Annotated in this window: 12 protein-coding genes; 2 read left to right on the forward strand and 10 right to left on the reverse strand. The window is 54.5% G+C overall.

Translation table 11 applies throughout. From position 1 onward, the window contains the following. Positions 1-306 precede the first annotated feature (306 nt). The 9 genes from tssC to N2K86_RS12620 all read right to left on the reverse strand — a co-directional run bounded on the left by tssC (position 307) and on the right by N2K86_RS12620 (position 11,444). Positions 307-1,806, reverse strand: a complete 1,500-nt coding sequence (gene tssC, locus N2K86_RS12580) for a type VI secretion system contractile sheath large subunit (protein WP_028018712.1) — start codon at positions 1,804-1,806, stop codon at positions 307-309. A 3-nt stretch (positions 1,807-1,809) separates the two neighbouring features. Then, complete coding sequence (gene tssB / locus N2K86_RS12585) at positions 1,810-2,334, reverse strand: type VI secretion system contractile sheath small subunit (protein WP_010432827.1); 525 nt, start codon at positions 2,332-2,334, stop codon at positions 1,810-1,812. Between the two features lie 75 nt (positions 2,335-2,409). Continuing rightward, positions 2,410-3,426 (reverse strand): type VI secretion system protein TssA, encoded by a 1,017-nt coding sequence (gene tssA, locus N2K86_RS12590; RefSeq protein ID WP_260658819.1) that lies wholly within the window; start codon positions 3,424-3,426, stop codon positions 2,410-2,412. 11 nt (positions 3,427-3,437) lie between these two features. Then, the gene (gene tagF, locus N2K86_RS12595; RefSeq protein ID WP_010432823.1) at positions 3,438-4,154 is read right to left on the reverse strand and encodes a type VI secretion system-associated protein TagF; all 717 of its coding nucleotides are present in this window, start codon (positions 4,152-4,154) and stop codon (positions 3,438-3,440) included. Positions 4,155-4,170: 16 nt separating this feature from the next. Then, entirely contained in the window at positions 4,171-7,791 is a 3,621-nt protein-coding gene (gene tssM / locus N2K86_RS12600; RefSeq protein ID WP_260658820.1) for a type VI secretion system membrane subunit TssM, read from the reverse strand. Positions 7,792-7,793: 2 nt separating this feature from the next. Further along, positions 7,794-9,032: a DotU family type VI secretion system protein gene (locus N2K86_RS12605; protein WP_221550356.1), complete on the reverse strand. Its 1,239-nt coding sequence runs from the start codon at positions 9,030-9,032 to the stop codon at positions 7,794-7,796. A gap of 17 nt (positions 9,033-9,049) precedes the next feature. Continuing rightward, the gene (gene tssK, locus N2K86_RS12610) at positions 9,050-10,393 is read right to left on the reverse strand and encodes a type VI secretion system baseplate subunit TssK (protein ID WP_260658821.1); all 1,344 of its coding nucleotides are present in this window, start codon (positions 10,391-10,393) and stop codon (positions 9,050-9,052) included. A 28-nt stretch (positions 10,394-10,421) separates the two neighbouring features. Continuing rightward, a complete protein-coding gene (gene tssJ / locus N2K86_RS12615) occupies positions 10,422-10,925 on the reverse strand; it encodes a type VI secretion system lipoprotein TssJ (protein ID WP_260658822.1) in 504 nt (167 codons plus the stop codon). A 24-nt stretch (positions 10,926-10,949) separates the two neighbouring features. Then, positions 10,950-11,444, reverse strand: a complete 495-nt coding sequence (locus N2K86_RS12620) for an SH3 domain-containing protein (RefSeq protein WP_260658823.1) — start codon at positions 11,442-11,444, stop codon at positions 10,950-10,952. Between the two features lie 1,004 nt (positions 11,445-12,448). On the opposite strand from N2K86_RS12620, the gene N2K86_RS12625 reads away from it, so the two are divergent. Next, positions 12,449-14,737 carry an FdhF/YdeP family oxidoreductase gene (locus tag N2K86_RS12625; protein WP_260658824.1) on the forward strand — a complete coding sequence of 763 codons (2,289 nt, stop codon included), beginning with the start codon at positions 12,449-12,451 and terminating at the stop codon, positions 14,735-14,737. Between the two features lie 22 nt (positions 14,738-14,759). Further along, entirely contained in the window at positions 14,760-15,665 is a 906-nt protein-coding gene (locus N2K86_RS12630) for a LysR family transcriptional regulator (RefSeq protein ID WP_260661673.1), read from the forward strand. 56 nt (positions 15,666-15,721) lie between these two features. Here N2K86_RS12630 and rdrB read toward each other — a convergent pair whose 3' ends face one another. Further along, the gene (gene rdrB, locus N2K86_RS12635; protein ID WP_260658825.1) at positions 15,722-18,265 is read right to left on the reverse strand and encodes an antiviral RADAR system adenosine deaminase RdrB; all 2,544 of its coding nucleotides are present in this window, start codon (positions 18,263-18,265) and stop codon (positions 15,722-15,724) included. Positions 18,266-18,273: the final 8 nt, after the last annotated feature.

Genomic DNA, 18,273 nt, shown 5'->3' on the forward strand with positions numbered 1-18,273 from the left:
AAAGTGGTCAGTGAAGGATTAACAACACTTTTTGATTTTGACACCGGTAGCGTATATGCACATCGCGAGAGCAATACATCCGACAAGCAAAAGTACGTGCAATATCGCTCTCAAAACATCCTGTTGCCAGTCAAAGATCAACAGGTAGTAACTGCATGCGGTAAAAAACACCATTGCCGAAATCAAAAGCAATAAATAAGCGATGAAATAGATAATGAATTTTTTCATCAACAATTTCCCTTCAAATTCATTATCTGTTTCATATTAAACGTCATAGTGCCGGCCCTTACGGACCGGCAGCTATCATCACGCGTCTTTCGTCTTCAGCGACGGCAGTTTAGATACCAGACGCAGGGAAACGGTCAGCCCTTCCAGCTGGTAGTGCGGACGCAGGAAGAACTTCGCGGCGTAGTAGCCCGGGTTGTCTTCAATCTCCTGCACCTGCACTTCCGCTGCCGCCAGCGGTTTACGGGACTTGGTCTCCTGAGAGGAGTTTGCCGGGTCGCCGTCCACGTAGTTCATCACCCAGTCGTTCAGCCAGCGCTCCATCTCTTCGCGCTCGCGGAAGGAGCCGATTTTGTCGCGCACGATGCACTTCAGGTAGTGGGCAAAACGGCAGCAGGCGAACAGGTAAGGCAGGCGAGACGCCAGACGCGCGTTGGCGGTGGCATCCGGGTCGTGGTATTCGGCCGGTTTTTGCAGTGACTGCGCGCCAATAAAGGCCGCAAAGTCGGAGTTTTTGCGGTGAACCAGCGGCATAAAGCCGTTTTTCGCCAGCTCGGCTTCACGACGATCGCTGATGGCGATCTCGGTCGGGCATTTCATGTCCACGCCGCCGTCATCGCTCGGGAAGGTGTGGCACGGCAGGTTCTCCACCGCCCCGCCGGACTCCACGCCGCGAATCGAGGTGCACCAGCCGTACTCTTTGAAGGAGCGGTTGATGTTGGCCGCCATTGCATAGGCGGCGTTCGCCCAGGAGTAGCTGTTATGGTTCGCGCCGTCGGTCTGCTCTTCAAAGTCAAAGCTGTCGACCGGGTTGGTGCGAATGCCGTACGGCAGACGCGACAGGAAGCGCGGCATCACCAGACCCAGATAGCGGGCATCTTCGGATTCACGCAGTGAACGCCAGGCCGCGTATTCGGTGTTCTGGAAGATCTTGGTCAGGTCGCGCGGGTTGGCCAGCTCCTGCCAGGACTCCATCTGCATCACGCCCGGTGCGGTACCGGTGATAAACGGACAGTGTGCCGCAGAGCCGATGCGCGCCATTTCACCCAGCAGCTCAACGTCCTGCGGGCTGTGGTCGAAGTAGTAATCGCCGACGATGCAGCCAAACGGCTCGCCGCCGAACTGACCGTACTCCTGCTCGTAGATTTTCTTGAAGATCGGGCTCTGGTCCCAGCCCACGCCCTTGTAGCGCTTCAGGGTGCGTCCCAGCTCCTGCTTGGAGATGCTCATAAAGCGGATCTTCAGCATCTCGTCAGTTTCAGTATTGTTCACCAGGTAGCTCAGGCCGCGCCAGGCGCTCTCCAGCTTCTGAAACTCGTCGTGGTGAATGATCTGGTTCACCTGCTGTGACAGCTGCTCGTCGATACCGGCAATCAGGTTCTGAATAGTACGGTAGGTGTCGTTGGAGAAGGTGACGGTGTTTTCCAGCGCCTGCTGCGCCAGAGTTTTGACCGCGCTTTCTACGGCGGAGCGCGCCTGATCGGTTTTCGGGCGGAACTCTTTGTTCAGCAGCGCGCTGAACTCATCCTGGCTGAACGCCTGACCCGCCTGCTGTTCGTGTTGTTGAGTCTGGTTGCTCATCGATTATTCCTCGCTACCTTTCGCACTTTCGTCATTTTTCGGCAACTGGCTCAGTGATTTGAGCAGCGTCGGATCCTGCAGAATTTTTGCGATCAGCTCTTCTGCACCGTTTTTGCCGTCCATGTAGGTCAGCAGGTTAGAGAGCTGGGTACGCGCCTCCAGAAGCTTGTTCAGCGGCTCAACCTTGCGGGCCACCGCATCCGGCAGGAAGTCGTCCATGCTGTCGAAGGTCAGATCAACATTCAGTTTGCCTTCGCCCGTCAGCGTGTTATCCACGTTAAACGCCACGCGCGGCTTCAGCGCTTTCATGCGTTCATCAAAGTTATCGATGTCGATTTCAAGGAATTTACGCTCATCGACGGCAGGCAGATTTTCTACCGGTTTACCGACCAGATCGGCCATGACGCCCATCACAAACGGCAGCTGAATTTTACGTTCTGCACCGTAGATCTCTACGTCATACTCGATCTGGACGCGGGGAGCACGGTTACGTGCGATGAATTTCTGTCCACTGTTACTCATTGCCATGATGTTCTCCATCAAAGATGCGCGGTGAAGGTGAAACGGCAGGCTCCATGCCTGTCGTCATAATGCCAGGACGCGTTATTCGCGGCGTCCAAAGATGTTTTCCAGTTGGTTAACGCCGTCTGGCGCCAGGTCGCGAATAATGTCCATAAAGTTAAGTTCAGACAGCCGCTGCACCCGCTCAATCATCAGCGGCGCAGGATGGCTCGGTTCGTACTGCGCGAAATACTGTTTCGCTTTTTCCAGCATCAGCTGCGCGTCGGCGCGGCTGGTCACCTGCACGCTGCGCCAGTCAGTGACCTGTTGCACAGGCTGCGCGGCCATCGGTTGCGGCTCGGCATGTTGTTCAACTGTTGCATCGCGGTTCGGCAGCAGCTTGCTGATGTCAGTCACCTGACAGGCGCTGGCGACCAGCCCAACCGTTTTCAGCAGCTGTTCCATCTCCGGTACGCCGCTTTCACCAAGATACCCGGTGAGCAGATCGCGAATGGCCAGCAGGCGTTCGTTAATCACAATGACCGCTGTGGTGCCGGGCTGGTCGCCGCGCGCCAGCTCGTCAATCAGCCTTGGGCGGCCGCCGGGATAATCGGGACATTCCATTTTACTGCCGTCGAGCAGCGCCTGGGCATCCCGAAGCGAAATTTCATCGCCGTTCGAACGCAGCAGCGAGGCATTGCGAACCGCGACGGTGAGGTCAGATTTATCGCTCAGCCCGGCGAGGGCGTTGATGCGGTAGAACGGATCGGTTTCACCATACTCTTCCAGCAGCGGGTAGAGTTGCTCCCAGTAACGGGTCAGCGCCTCCTGCACCAGTAACAGCCCGTCTGCATAACCCGCCAGCCCACGGCGGCGGGTCCAGGCATGGGTTAATGCCAGCAGGACGCGAAGATCTTTGGTGCGGGTCAGCAGGCTGGTAGCGAATTTTTCTACCGTGTTCCAGTCAGCGGGCTCTGCCGGAATAATAGTGTCGCCAAACTGCTGTTCCGCTTTCCCCTGACTGGCCTGATTCATTGCCTGGAAGTCGGCGTCGTACTCCAGGTTTTCGCCACAGGGTTTGTCGGCGCTAATCGGCGCGAGAAATTCTTCAATATTCATGAGATCCCTGCTTATTCAAACATAGGCGGATAAAGACCGTGACGGCCCGGTCGGGCGCCACCTGCCGGATCGAACAGCAGCGTAAAGAGCTGCCCGGTAAAGTTGCCGCTGTGGACGTGCGTGTAGAGCGGGTAGCCGTCGCAGCGGTTCGTCCACCAGAAGCTGGTCTGACGCAGCGGGTCAAAACACTCTGCCGCCTGCGGCCAGCCCAGCGTGCTCTGGCCGTCATCGTCATAGCCAATCACGTCCAGAATGTCGGATCGCTTTTGTGGCTCAACGGGCTGCGGCGCCGGGATACTCATCAACATCTCGTCAAGCTGTGAAGCTGAAAAACCGTTGCGCACCGCGTGCAGGCCCAGACGGCCCAGTTGCTGATACCAGCTTTCGGCCTGGCCAAGCAGACGCGATGACCATTCGGCAGGACTAAAGCTCAGCTGAATGCAGACCGGGTAGTGTCGACCCACGCTATCGCGCCCCGGCAGCAGGCAGCCCATCTGGATCATCTGGCTGCCCAGCATTGGCGGGACGACAAAATTCCACACCGGGGCTTTCGTAAACTGGCGCTCACCGCTGCGCTGCTCTTCCTGTTGCCAGGCCAGCAGGCCGACCTGAAACCAGTGTGACCACTGGCGCTGAAGGGTGTCAGGAAAGCGACGCTGCAAAAAGTCACCGGCGCTGGGTAATTTGCCATACCAGCTGTAGCGGTTCATCGCAGGGGTATTCGTCATACGGCTGTCCTTGCGGTTATGGGCATGAGAAACGGGGAAGCTGGAACGGGTTGCGGATACTGTTTGGCGCAAACTCCAGCGTGACCTGATGACCGTCGACGTTGAAGGTGGCCTGACGGCTCAGGCTACCCGCGCCAGGACTGGTCCGGGCTTTATCGAAAAAGCGGTTCAGCGCCCAGGATCCGTTAGTCACCAGAGATGCCGTACTGCCGTTTGCCAGCCCGAGCTGCATACGCACCTGGTTGGTGCCGCCGGGTCCCGGCCAGTTCATAATCTGCACCGCCTGAGGGCCGTGGCTGTAGCGCAACAGCTGACCGTCAACGTCCAGCGTCAGGTTCAGAATGGTGTTATCCATCCGCACGGTGCGCACCGTGACCTTATAGGACGGCGTTGTCGCCCCATTGGCAAAGAAGGCATCGCGGATTGACTGCGCCTGCTGGAACGGGCGCAGCAGCCCTTCGCTGCCCGGCAGGGTTTTACCGTCGATCCCCGGCATAAAGCGCCAGTTCGCCTGGGTGGTGTCGACTTTGCTGGTCAGGTTATCGCGGAAAAAGGTGTCCATCAGCCCGGTGCCGGGTGCAAACATGCGGGCGAGATCGTCAGGCGTCACCTCCGTGCTGGCGCTGCGCACCAGCGGGTAGCGACCGGCAATCGCCTGACGGCAGAATCCGCCCACTTCCACGTTAATGCGCTTACGCACGTTTTCCAGATCGCGTCGCTGGGTATCGCTGCTGGCACCCACGGCCATATTGCTGAACATGGTTTGCAGCCCGCCCGGCAGACGGCCTGCGCTGGCCTGCAGACGGCTAATTGCGTCGCCGCCCGGCGCAGGCATTCCGCTGTTGGCCGCGTCCTGAACGGCGGTCAGGTAGCGATACAGCTCGTCCACCTGCTTGAGAAAATCGTCAAACACTATGGTCTTTCCGCCTTTCTCCAGCGGCTGCGCCAGCTCAATCATTGGCGCATAGTGGTCAGTCACCAGCTGCTCCGGAGCCTGTACCGCTACCGCACCCTGCGCTGGCGCCGCATCGTTGTTACTGAACAGCGCCTGCAGCGTGCGGGTAGCACGGTTGCTCTGCTCCTCCGCTTTCCCGGCATCTTCTGGCGCAGGCGCATTGCGCGACAGCGTCAGCACCTGGCTCAGGTTCAGCACCAGACGACGCAGCGGTGAGTTTGCCCCGGAGAGCAGGCGCGCGGTGTTGATACGCTGGGAGAGATCGGCACTGTTATTGAGCTGAATGTCGGCGAGAAAGCGATCCCAGTTGGCGATAAAGTCACGCATGTAAAGCTGGCGCACCGCGTTATCGATCTGCTGTTTATCTTCCTGGGCCGTGGTGGCACCTAATACCCAGGCGTCATCTTCATGCAGGGCGGTCGTGACGCTGTCAATCTGGCCGTTAAAGCTCTTCCAGTAGCCGTCTGGGGTATACAGACCCGGCACGCCTTCGCTGACCGGCTTGCCGCTTTTGCGGGAAAAAACCAGCTCGCTCTGCGGGCCGCCAAGATCGGAAAGCGAGACCGGCTTGAGGTTTTCGTCATGCTCCAGCAGGCGCTTCAGACGACCGTAAACGCGTGTCGAGAGCGGCTGCTGGTTGATGAGCGCCCTTTCCCGCGCGACCAGGGATTCATCCAGCGCATAGGGTGAAGCCTGAATTTTGGGTTCCAGCAGCTGGGTCAGATGCCATTCAAGCTGTTGAAGCTGCGCCTGAGTGACGTCCTGCGGCAGGTTGCGCTGAAGGTTGAGCATCACCCAGGAGTGCAGGAATTTGCCGTCGTAGTGCTTCGGCTGATAGAGCATCTGGTAGGCTTTTAGCGCCTCGTAGCTGTATTCCACGTCGCTGCCGTTGTCGTTGCGCAGCCAGGTGGTGATGTGCATCGCCACGGCGGGGAGCAACATCTGATCCAGCGCTTTCTGATACAGAGACTGCGATGCATCGCTGACGTCATCCCCGCGATAAAGTCCCATACGGCGAGATACGGGCGGGTCATTGACATCAAAGGCACCGCTCTTCGGCAGATCGACCAGACCATTTAGCAACGGCAGCAGCGCAAAGAGATCGCGCTGAGGTTGATTTTGCAGCGCTTTACTCTGCTGCTCCAGCACCGGCACTTTGGCGTCAACCTCTTCCAGATACGCCTTGTTTTTGGCGTAACTGGTCAGCCACAGCCCGCCCAGAATCACCAGCAGGGCCAGCAGCGCCGCATAACCGGACCAGATCACCGCCCGGTTGCGCAGCTCCCACCAGCGGTTTTCTCCGGCAATGCCCGCTTCCTGGAAAATGACGTTTTGCAGCAGATTCTTGATAAAGAAACTCTGACCTTTCGCGCCCGGAATGGGGGCTTCTTTGCTGACGGAATCCCAGCTATCGCTTTCGGCCCCTTCCGGCAGAGAAAGCGCGCGGCTGAGCTCGCCCATCACGCGGTCAAACGGCATGCCTTCCTGGGTTCCGCTGGCAAAGTAGATGCCGCGCGGCGAGAATTCGGTTTCAAAGTTTGAACGGGCAAAGACCGTGCTCAGGTAATCCGCCAGCAGCGGGCGCAGCGCGGCGAATTCCTGCGGGAAGAGATAGGCTTCCGCGCGGGTTTTTCCGTCGTGCTCCTTGAGCATGGTCTCCGGCAGCCCGGCATCCAGGCGCTGCTGGAGCAGAGAAAACTCCTGCTGGAAGTTGCCCATCAGGTCGTAATCCGCGTGTTTGGTCTGCTCCCACGGCAGCGTAAAGCCCCAGATCTGGTCGCGCTGCGCTTTGTCGTAATCGGCAAACCAGGCGCGGAAGCCTTTGAGCAGGTCAGCCTTGGTCACCATCACATACACCGGGAAGCGAATACCCAGCTGTTCATGCAGCTCGGAAAGACGCTGGCGCAGGTTCACCGCCTGCTGGCGGGACGCCTCGGCGGACTGCGTAAGCAGGTCGGAAATGCTGATGGTGATAATCACACCGTTGATCGGCTGGCGACGACGATACTTACGCAGCAGATTGATGAACTCCAGCCATTCCCCTGCGTCCTGAACCTGCTCACTCTCCTGCGTGGTGTAGCGTCCGGCGGTATCCAGCAGGACAGCCTCGTTGGTGAACCACCAGTCACAGTTGCGCGTGCCGCCGATGCCCCGCAGCGCGGTTTTACCGAAGCGATCCGCCAGTGGGAACTGCAGCCCGGAGTTGGCCAGCGCGGTGGTTTTCCCGGAGCCCGGCGCGCCGATGATGACGTACCACGGCAGTTGGTAGAGATACTGCGTGCTGAAACGCTGCGTCCACTGCGCGCTGTGGCCCGCTTTACTGAAGTGGGCTTTTTTCAGCATCTGCGCGGCTTCGTCGAAACGACCTGCGAGGATCTGCTCCTCGTTATTCAGGCGTTTCTGCGGATCGGCCGCGTCCGCTTTCGTGGTGTTCTCATTGAGCTTGTCCATCAGCTTGCGGTTCAGCCAGGCGTTATACAGCCGAGGCAGAATGTGGCTCTGGGCCCAGATCAGGTACACCACCGCGATACTGATAACGCGGTTCTGTTCAGATTCAAGCGGGCGGGTATCCACAATGGACAACAGCGGACCAATCATCCAGATCACCGCCGCGAGCGCCGTTACGCCGAGGAAGCTCCACAGAATGCGATTGGTCAGTATGGAAAGAAGAGTAGTCAGCATCCTTAGTTTCCTTGCGGCAATCCGTTCAGCTCAGCCTGCGTATTTTCAGGCGACACCAGCAGAGTAATTTCCACACGGCGGTTACGGGCGCGGTTTTCAGGCGTATTGTTTGGTGCCACCGGATTAATCTCGCCCCGCCCTTCCGCTTTCACGCGTTCAGGCTGCGAGAGGCTTCCCTGCAGCTGCTTTTGCACCGACCGGGCGCGTTCGAGAGAGAGTTCATAGTTGGAGGCAAAGCGCGCGCTGCGGATCGGCACGTTGTCGCTGTAGCCCACCACCAGAATTTTGCCGCTGACGTTATTCATCGCCTGCGCAATGCGGTTGATGACCGGCTCATAGCGATCGCGCACCACCGTCGACGCCGAGGCGAAAAGGCCATCCCCTTTCAGGATCACCACGCTGCGATCCGCTTCATCCTTCACCGCCACCAGACCGGCATCGATTTCAGGCTTCAGGAAGCCACGCAGGTTCAGTACCGCAGGCAGCTGGCGAGCCGGTTGTTGAATGGTGGTTTCCGGCAGCTGAGACTGATAAATCTTCGCCAGCACCGGGCTGGTGTTATCGCCCAGACGCCAGTTCAGCACGATATAAAACAGACAGGCGATAAACCCGACCAGCGCCACGCAGGCCCAGAGGGGGACCATCGGACGCCACAGCTTGCGCAGTACAGGACGATCTTCAGGGTGCACCGAGAGCGGCGGCGCGTAGCTGCCGCGCACGCTGCGGATCATCTGCCACAGTCGCTGTTTGATGGTTTCAAGCTGGGTTCGGCCATTATCCAGCACCCGATAGCGTCCCTCGAATCCGAGCAACAGGCAGTAGTTGATCATCTCCAGCAGCAGGATATGTTCACGCGGGTTCTGAGAGAGGCGCGCCAGCAGCTGGAAGAATTTTTCGCCGCCCCAGGTTTCGTTATGAAACGTTACCAAAAGGCCACTGCTGGACCAGACGCCGCTGCTGCCCCAAGGGGTGAGCGCGGCGGCTTCATCCAGCGCCGTACACAGACAGTAGCGGGCGCCGACGATCACTTCATACGGCAACCCTGCCTGCTGGCATCGCACTTCGAAACGGCGAATTTCGTCGATCAGACGCTGGCGCAACGCCACCTGATCGTCATGAGAAACCGAGTGCCGGATTTGTGGAATGGCATTGAGCAGCGGGTTGGCAGCCGCCACCAGCTGATTATTGCCACTGGCTCCGGTAAACACAGCATCACTGCCGGTATCCTGTCGTTCCTGCATATTTAGTGCTCGCTTTATTATTCTGTCGGGCTACGGATGGCCCAAAACTCCATATCGAGACCCGGAAACTCCCCTGCGAGATGCAGAGCGAACGCACCGGACTTATCCATCTCGTGCCACAGCTCACTGCCCTTCTCCAGCTCGAAATAGCTGTAGCCCGCGTGCCACGGTATTTGCGGCGGCGCGACCGGCATGGCGCGCAGCATAATGCCCGGCAGCTGCAGCTGAACCAGATCGCGAATTTTCGAGACCGGTGCCACCTTCATCTGGGCCGGGAAATGGGTTTGCAGGTGTTCGCCCGGGACGTTGGCTTTCACCGCCAGTACGAAGCCGAACTCGCGCACCATGCTGGTCTCCGGCACCGTAGCGATGTTAAGACCGTGGGAACGCTCGTTGAGCGGCAGTTGGATAGCGTGATCTTCCATCACCAGCGACAGCCCCTGACGCAGCATCAGCATCAGCTTGCTGAAGCAGATCGCCAGATCGTCATGGTCATACACCGGGAGTACGCTCTCCGCTGTGCGTTGAGAGGTCCAGGTAGCAAGTTCTGTCGCAAACGGCAGCCAGCTGCGCCACAGCGTTTCCGGGTGGAGCAACGGCAGGGTTTTTAAATGGGAAATCTCACCAAGATGGCGGTTGACCAGCGAAAGCAGCGTGAACTCAATCAGTTCTGAGGTATTAAAACGCCCAGGCTGGCGCAGACGTCCGCCAATCTGCTGGCTGCGTTGTACCAGTAGCCCATGCAGATCGTTAATCATGCTGTAGAGCTGCGGGCTGTTGTTGGCATTCAGCATCGGCGGAATGTAGCTGTTATCCAGCCGCACGTGGTTGTCGTTACGTTTTTCGCTCACAAAGGCCACGCCGATTGCGGTCCACTCTGCCGTGAGATCTTTTTCCAGCATAAGGGCTAAACGCAGGCGGCCAAACTGTACCGTTGCATCGCCCACAGACATGGCATTATCGTCTTCGACGTCCTGTTCAAAAGCGAGGTAACGCGCCAGCGAGGCCTGCTCTTCACTGAAAATCACCTCTTCACGTTCGCCGCGGCGAACCGGCAGCGCAAGCACCACCTTCTCATTGGTGAGATTGTCAGGGATCTTCAGCGGCACCGGGCCGTTGCGGCCATTGCGCACCTGGAAAAACGTGCCGTCAGGCAATACCCCGCTGCAGTAGCTCAGTGCAATGCAGCCCTGGCGGAGCATCGCTTCGTCCAGTTCAACGTCGAGAAAGCCCCACAGATACGATCGCTGCAGCGCACCCCATTCACGAATGTGGTTCAGCAGGTAACTTTCTGTCCGCTGAAAATGGTGTGGGCGCAGGAACATGCCTTCGGTCCAGACGACCTTTTCTGCTTTCGTCATGATGATGTGTTTCCTGTTATGAAGCGCGTTACTGGCTGATGACCCGGATACCGTTCACGTCCAGGAAGACGTTGGCGATGAGTTCATCTGCGGACCATTTCCAGAACTGGTAGAAATGGTTTTCGCCGGGAACAGGCAATGGGATTGAGACGCGCCATTTTTTCCCGTCCAGCGTCTGATATTCCGCCATCACGCCGATATAGCGTGCCTCGGGCGAGCTTTGTCCACTCAGGGTTTTCGAAAGCTGGCCCGGCATCAGGAAGAACACATCGCTGTTAAGCAGATTCGCGCCAAGCGTGGCTGACGCGTTGTTCTGCAGGGAATAGAAGTCGCTGGACATGAAATCCGCATCGGATTTCAGCAGCAACACTCTGACCTTTAATGGCGCAGAATCATTGATTTGGGGGTGAGCCTGAAACTGCAGATTGTAGCGGGAGGGGTCGCTGTGTGAAGACGACGTACAACCACTCAACAGGGTGAAAATCACCGCGAAAATTGCTAACCCGAGCTGATGAAACGTTTTTGTATTCATAAAAAATACGCTCTTGAAACCCGTTTAGTTCAGGATCCAGGTGCCGTTTGCGCTGTCTTTGCAGGCTTTGCTGTTGCCATCGACATCAACACAGGTTGCTTTCTTACGCGCTTTTGGACGCAGCGCCTGTTTACGCACGGTGGCTTCGTACTGGTCGGCTTTGATGACGGCGCGCATTGGGACGTAGCCAATCAGCTGTTCGTTCCCTTCGTCGGCAAGCGCCATCCAGAAGTGTTCAACCTGACCCAGCACCACGTAGGTTTTGCCGGTCTCGAGCGTGCGGATCACTTTTCCGCCGTAGTCCGGACGGCTCATCAGGGATGCGGGGTACATGGCGCGATAAGGCTCATTCACCTGGGTGAACTCCGCCGGGGGCAGCACAACATGACGGTGAGTTAAGGTGACGCCGTTAACCTGGCTGGTCACGATAGTATCGTCAGTGATCACAGGTTTCTGCGGTGCTTTACAGCCCGCCACCGCCATTACAAACAGAAGTGAAAACAGTACGCGCATTTTCATATGCTTTTCCGTAGCGATATTTCGATGATGGAGATAAGGAGATGAAGTTTGACTTAAGTGCTATTGTTAAAATGGTCAGGATATTTTCGGGGCGTTACTATTTTAAAGGCATAGCTACCGCACGAGCCCTTCAGAATAAGGCCCAGCGTCTTCCTGACATATTTTGACAAACGGTAAACAAGTTTACATGAGCTTCGCATCAATTCAATATTTACCGTTACGTAACTGTTGGTAAATGAAGCAGACGACAGATTATAAGATTAATCTTAATAAAAAATCATACATGGCCTACCCCTCTTTATTTACCCTCCTTTGAAACCTTATAACCACCTGTTTTATAAAACAAAAACCAAAAAGAGAACCACTTTCATTAACGCAATGACGCTATTATCGCCACTACCATAATTAGTAGAATTCGCGTATTGGTGATGTCAGAAGAACATATCGCCGATGAATTATTTGTTGCACTAACAGGGTATCTTTAATATTTCACGTACTTTACGCTCAGAATGGGTCTATTTCACTGATGCGGCCCGGCGTTAATTTCACGGCTCAAAATAACTTTATATTTCACGTTAGGATAATTTCTCTTTAAGGCATAAATTATATCCATGAATCATTAAGCCAGAGTTAACCTTCCTGTCATTAACGCCACCGGAAAATGCATGCAATTACCCGCCCGCTGCGAACCTTGTCTATTTCTAACGCTCAGGCGCTTCATTCGAAATTTTACTGGTGCTACATACTTGCTTGTTCACCACCATCTATCTCACCTACCGGATGATAGATAATATTTATTATTAAAATGATAAAAATTCGTTATAATTTCTTTAAATCTTTAGGTGTAACATCCAATAAAACACTGTAATAAAAAGAATTTAGGAAGAAGCAATTTTCCATTCCGCATGCGCATAGCCATCCGGTCATCATTGCTTTCGCTTATTGCCTGACGCAGTGCTTTTATGGGTTCAGATGTTGTGTGACCGAACAAACCAGGAGTGGGTATGAACACGAAAAGACGCGCAGTTCCCGGTATCAGACACTATGACGGTCCCGCCGGAGGCTGGGGCGCGTTAAAAGCGACGGCCATCGCAGTACGTACCCAAATGGATACTCTGGACGCCCCCGCGACGCTGCTCCGTACAAACCAGCCGGACGGTTTTGACTGCCCGGGCTGCGCGTGGCCTGATAAGGAACATAAATCGACGTTCCAGTTCTGCGAGAATGGCGCGAAGGCGGTGACCTGGGAAGCCACCAGCAAACGCGTCACTCCCGCGTTTCTGGCGGAAAACAGCGTCGCTTCGCTGCTGACAAAATCGGACTTTGAGCTGGAAGGCTACGGTCGCCTGACGCATCCCCTGCGCTACGACCGGGCAAGCGATACCTTCCGCCCTGTCGACTGGGACGAGGCGTTCCAGCGTATCGGTGAAATCTTGCGCGGGCTCGAACCGGACCAGGTCGAGTTCTATACCTCGGGGCGCGCCTCTAACGAAGCGGCATACTTGTTCCAGCTCTTCGCCCGCGAATACGGTACCAATAACTTTCCAGACTGCTCGAATATGTGCCACGAAGCCACCAGCGTCGGTTTGCCGCGATCTATCGGGATCGGGAAAGGCACCGTCTCACTGGACGACTTTGATAAGACCGAACTGGTGATCTCCATCGGCCATAACCCTGGCACCAACCATCCGCGAATGATGGGCACCCTTCATGAGTTGGCACGTCGCAACGTGCCGATTATCGTCTTTAACCCGCTGCGCGAGCGCGCCCTCGAACGTTTTGCGGACCCGCAGAGCGTGATTGAAATGGCGACCTACAGCTCCACGGATATCGCCTCGACCTGGTTCCAGGTGAAAGCCGGGGGCGATGCCGCCGCGCTGAAAGGGATTGCTAAACATCTTCTGGAGATGGAAGCCGAACGCGGTGACGTGCTGGATCGCGAATTTATTGCTGAGCACACCCAGGGCATTGAGGACTTCACCGCCGATATCGCGCAAACCCGCTGGGAGGACATTGAGCGCGAGTCGGGGCTCAGCCCGGCGGCGCTCAAGAAGGTGGCCGAGTCCTATGCCAAATCGAATGCCACCATCATCACCTATGGAATGGGGGTCACCCAGCATAATAAAGGCACGGCGAACGTCCGACTGATTGCCGACGTTCTGCTGCTGCGCGGGAACATCGGCAAGCCCGGCGCGGGTATCTGCCCTCTGCGCGGCCACTCAAACGTGCAGGGAAACCGTACCGTCGGGATTAGCGAGAAACCCACACCGGCCTTCCTGAACCGTCTGAAGGACGTCTTCGGCTTTGAGCCGCCGTCTCACCACGGGCATGACGCCGTGCAGGCAACGCAGGCGATGATTGACGGACATGCGAAGGCGCTTATCTGCCTCGGCGGCAATTTTGCGGTTGCGATGCCCGATCATGAACGGGGCTTTCCGGCGATGGGTAACCTGGATTTGAGCGTGCACGTCGGCACCAAGCTGAACCGTACCCATCTGCTGGTGGGCAAAGAGACCTTTATTTTCCCATGCCTCGGCCGCACCGAGCTGGATCTCCAGGCCACCGGCCGTCAGTCCATTACCGTCGAAGATTCCATGTCGATGGTGCACGCCTCGTCCGGCAAGCTGAAACCCGCCTCACCGTTACTCCGTTCGGAACCCGCCATCGTGGCTGGCCTGGCGAAAGCCACACTGCCGGAAACACGCGTGGACTGGCTGACGCTGGTTGAGGATTACGACCGCATCCGCGATCTGATCGAGCAGACCATTCCGGGCTTTGAGCACTACAACGCGCGGATCCGGGTTCCCGGCGGCTTCCGCATGCCGCTGCCGCCAACGCAACGCATCTGGCCAACCGCAACGGGCAAAGCAATGTTCTCGGTATTCGAGGGGGTTCATGAGAACGCCAGCGGTGAAGGCGAACATGTGCTGCGTCTGATTACGCTGCGCAGCCATGACCAGTACAACACCACCATCTACGCCCTGGATGACCGCTACCGTGGGGTATTTGGCCGCCGCGACGTGCTGTTTATGAACGAAGACGATATGGCACAGTCAGGGCTGGAACACGGCGACCGCGTGGATATCGAAACCGCCCTGCCCGGCAGCGTTCAGCGCCTGGAGGACATTACCGTGGTGGCGTACAGCATCGCCCCAGGATCTGTCGGGGCATACTACCCGGAGGCTAACGTGCTGGTGCCGCTCGATTATCTGGATAAGGACAGCGGTACGCCGTCGTATAAATCCGTTCCGGTTCGCATCACCCTGCGCTCAAAAGAGATCCGCATGCTGTAAGGCTGCCCGCGCAGAGATAATGATGGATATTAAACAGCTTAAATATTTAATCGCACTCGACGAGACCCGGCACTTTGGTAAAGCGGCCTCGCAGTGCAACGTCACCCAGCCAACCCTCTCCATGCGCATCCGCAACCTGGAAGAGGAGCTGGGGCTGGTGCTGATTGTGCGCGGACAGCGCTTTGAAGGGTTTACGCCGGAGGGAGAACGCATCCTCGCGTGGGCGCGTGCCCTGCTGGCCGCGCACGACGGGTTACAGGCGGAAGCCGCGCTGTGCAAAGGCCAGGTGGTGGGTGAACTACGGCTGGGGATGGTGCCGCTGGCGAGCGTGGATCCGATGATCTTCATTCGCCTGCTGACGCAAAAGTACCCGGAGCTGACCTACAGCCTCTATTCCATGTCCTCAGCGCAGATTGCCGATGGCGTCAGCCGCAACCAGCTTGAGCTGGGAATTTGCTATCTCAACAGCATCGATACCAGCCTGTTTGACATTATCCCTCTGCCGAAAACGAAGATGGGCCTGCTGCACGACATTCGCCATTTCCAGCTCGGCCAGTCAACGCTGACCTGGCACGACCTGACGGAATTTCCGCTGGGCTTCCTGACCAAAGGGATGCACTACCGGGCGCATATGGAGGCCAGCTTCAACGCCGCAGGCCTCGATCCGACGGCCGTTTTCGAGAGCGACTCGACGTTCCAGATCATTCAGGCGGTTCAGAGTGGCGTGTGCTGCGCCGTGATGCCGTTGAACAACGGGCTGGAGGCACTGAACAGCAATTTCAGGATCGTCCCCATCGCCGAGGCGAACTTTGAGGCGCCTGTCGGGCTGATTATGCGCAGGCAGAAACCCGTCTCCTCGCTGGCGCTACGCTGTTTTACCGATGCGCAGGAAATTTATAGCCCTGTTGATGAAGGCGATTATTGCTAAAGGAGAGGCATTGATTGCATATCTCTCCTAAAATTAATAATATACCATCATAGTTTTCAATATTGATTCATATGGTTTTTGTTAAATATATCAATCCCTTTCTTTCGAATCGCATCTATCCACATATCAGCCATCCAGGATCCGATACCGAAACTTTGGATGGCTGTCTCTCTCATTAAACGGTGTTCATTTGCGATTGTGGTTGGCATGAGCGCACTATCGTCAGTATTTATGCATACCCCTAATGGACCGCTTCTTAACCCAAAACGATTGCATTTCTCACCGGGTTTTAGCCAATCCGGGTTGGGTGGATTCCAGCGAAATAAAGGATGCTCCTGATATTTTTCAAACCGCCCAATATATATGTTGGACGTCGGGCAAGCTTCAATCACCAGCCCTTTTCTTGAGTATTTTTCCATCAAAAAATCCTGAATGGCCTCATATAATCGCAATTCCCCACAAGAAATGATATCAGTATCGACAGATCCTCCGGTGAATTTATCACCACCATCTGGCTGACAATTTACTGATATTATATGATTAAAAGGATTATTCTCTTCGAGTCCACTATCTAGATACCGTTTCCAAAGCGTTTTCGGACTCAAATCTCTATGATCATCATCATTCATTAACAAATCAGCATCGGGCACCCACTCATAAAAATTAGCGATTTCAGATTGCATCGTATTGAAATCGGGCCAGTTTCGTCTTAATAGCCACGCCTGATATAACAAGCCAGGTGTCGAAACAGTGTTGTAAAGCCGATGCGACCAATAATGAATTTTATCACGTAACTCATGCATTACAGGAATATGCTCAACCGTAAGTTGTGAAAGGTGAACAGCTTGATGATAAGCCCATACTAAATTATCGAGGTGTTGTCCTGCTGTTAAATAAGCCCGCCTTTGACGTTTTGCCCAACTCGCTGGTTTGACCCCAAGCGCCAGACCATGACCTAACCGATCGCCTTCGCTTAGTAAACAATATTCAACGGCTTCATCCAAAGCCCTAAGCCCACTTAGCAAGTGACTATAATCCTCACCAGCATGTACTGTAATAAAGGGACGCTGCAGTCTTGTTGATAATGAAAGTCCTTTCGGGTGTTTTCCTGCCCTGAGTACTCTAAGTACCGGAGAGAATACCTCTATTGGTAATTCATTTTCATTTCCCGCTACATCATAACCCCTGACTAAGCGCCTGACATCTATTGTTTTGGGCATATCGTCAATATTATTTTGGTATGCATCTTCCTGCAATGTCACAGAAGAATTAAACATTTCAAAGCCGCGCACTTGACTCAAAAGATTAGCTCTGTAACTTTCTAACCTTTTGTCGTTTGGTCGTTTTTTATCGGGGTAGCCACGAGTAAAGTGAACAACTAAATGCGATTTTTCGAGAATATTTTCTTCTTCATGCCGGGCATAGAAGTCCGAAATTTTATTATGGTAAATGTTGGGCTTATTTTGACCAAGGACATAATCAGGTGACACACGATATTCTCTATAAACCCCTTCAAGAAAATCATACTTCATCCCTTCGCTTTCGAAATATTTTTTATCTGCCCGTCTGATCCCTGATGTAAAATACTCAACAAATTGTCCTAATCCAACAGAAGATACAACCATATAATTTCGTAAAACATTGCTGCAGCGAACGAAATTCATCAAACAGTTCCGATAGTCTGTATTGTGAGTATCAGTCAGCACGGCAATGCAAAAAAGCAACCAGCGATGATGCCCACGAAAACGCTCGTTAACAGATGCATGTAAGAACCTTTGCTGCATTGTCACACAAGGCAGAAAATGTTTAACTTGCTGTATAGTCCACACATCTTCCTTATGAGAAGAACCATGTAAAGCATCTTCCAACACTCTATATTCTATAGCTTTATTCTCATCAGAATGAGATAAAAATTTAACAAGGCACGATACATAACCAGACAAATAGTCAGGGATTTTGTGTTTATTTAAAAACCCACTTTCAAAAAGAGTATACTCTTCTCTTCGAGGCCATTTAATTTTTCTATTAAGTTTGAAATCACCATCAATGAAACTGAGCATTGATAATGAGGTATAACCATGCCCATTGAAATGAACGTGATTATCGGCATAAGCAGTCTCTTTCCTTTCTCCTGGAAAAGCAAAAGGACATTGTCTCCCCGTCAGTATTGATATCAGATCATCTTCTGACAGAACATTCTGTTTCACTAATTGACTGTAGGCAGTGGATATTATCCATGCTGGATCCAATAAAGAACAGATCATCAACCATGATTCGAGTCGTTCTCCCTTAACTTCAAAACAATCTCCCTGCCATTGTAAAAAATGGTTGGCCAATTCTGTAAGAATATCTAATGCATTGATATATGAATCTTTATATCGCCAATGATTAATATTGTTGACAATGTCTTCGTTTCGAAGTCGTCCTCCAAAATAATGCTGATAATCACGCGCGGCTGAAGCGAGTATATTGTGCTCATTTTGTTGACCAATCGTAAAAGTTGAATGCTGATTTGCATGATTCATCAGATGGTGATAAAAAAGGCGATCTGATGACAAAGTCATCACTGGGATCAACCAATAAGGATCTTGATTAAACATATTATCCT

The organism is Enterobacter mori, from assembly GCF_025244905.1.
Lineage (GTDB): Bacteria > Pseudomonadota > Gammaproteobacteria > Enterobacterales > Enterobacteriaceae > Enterobacter > Enterobacter mori_A.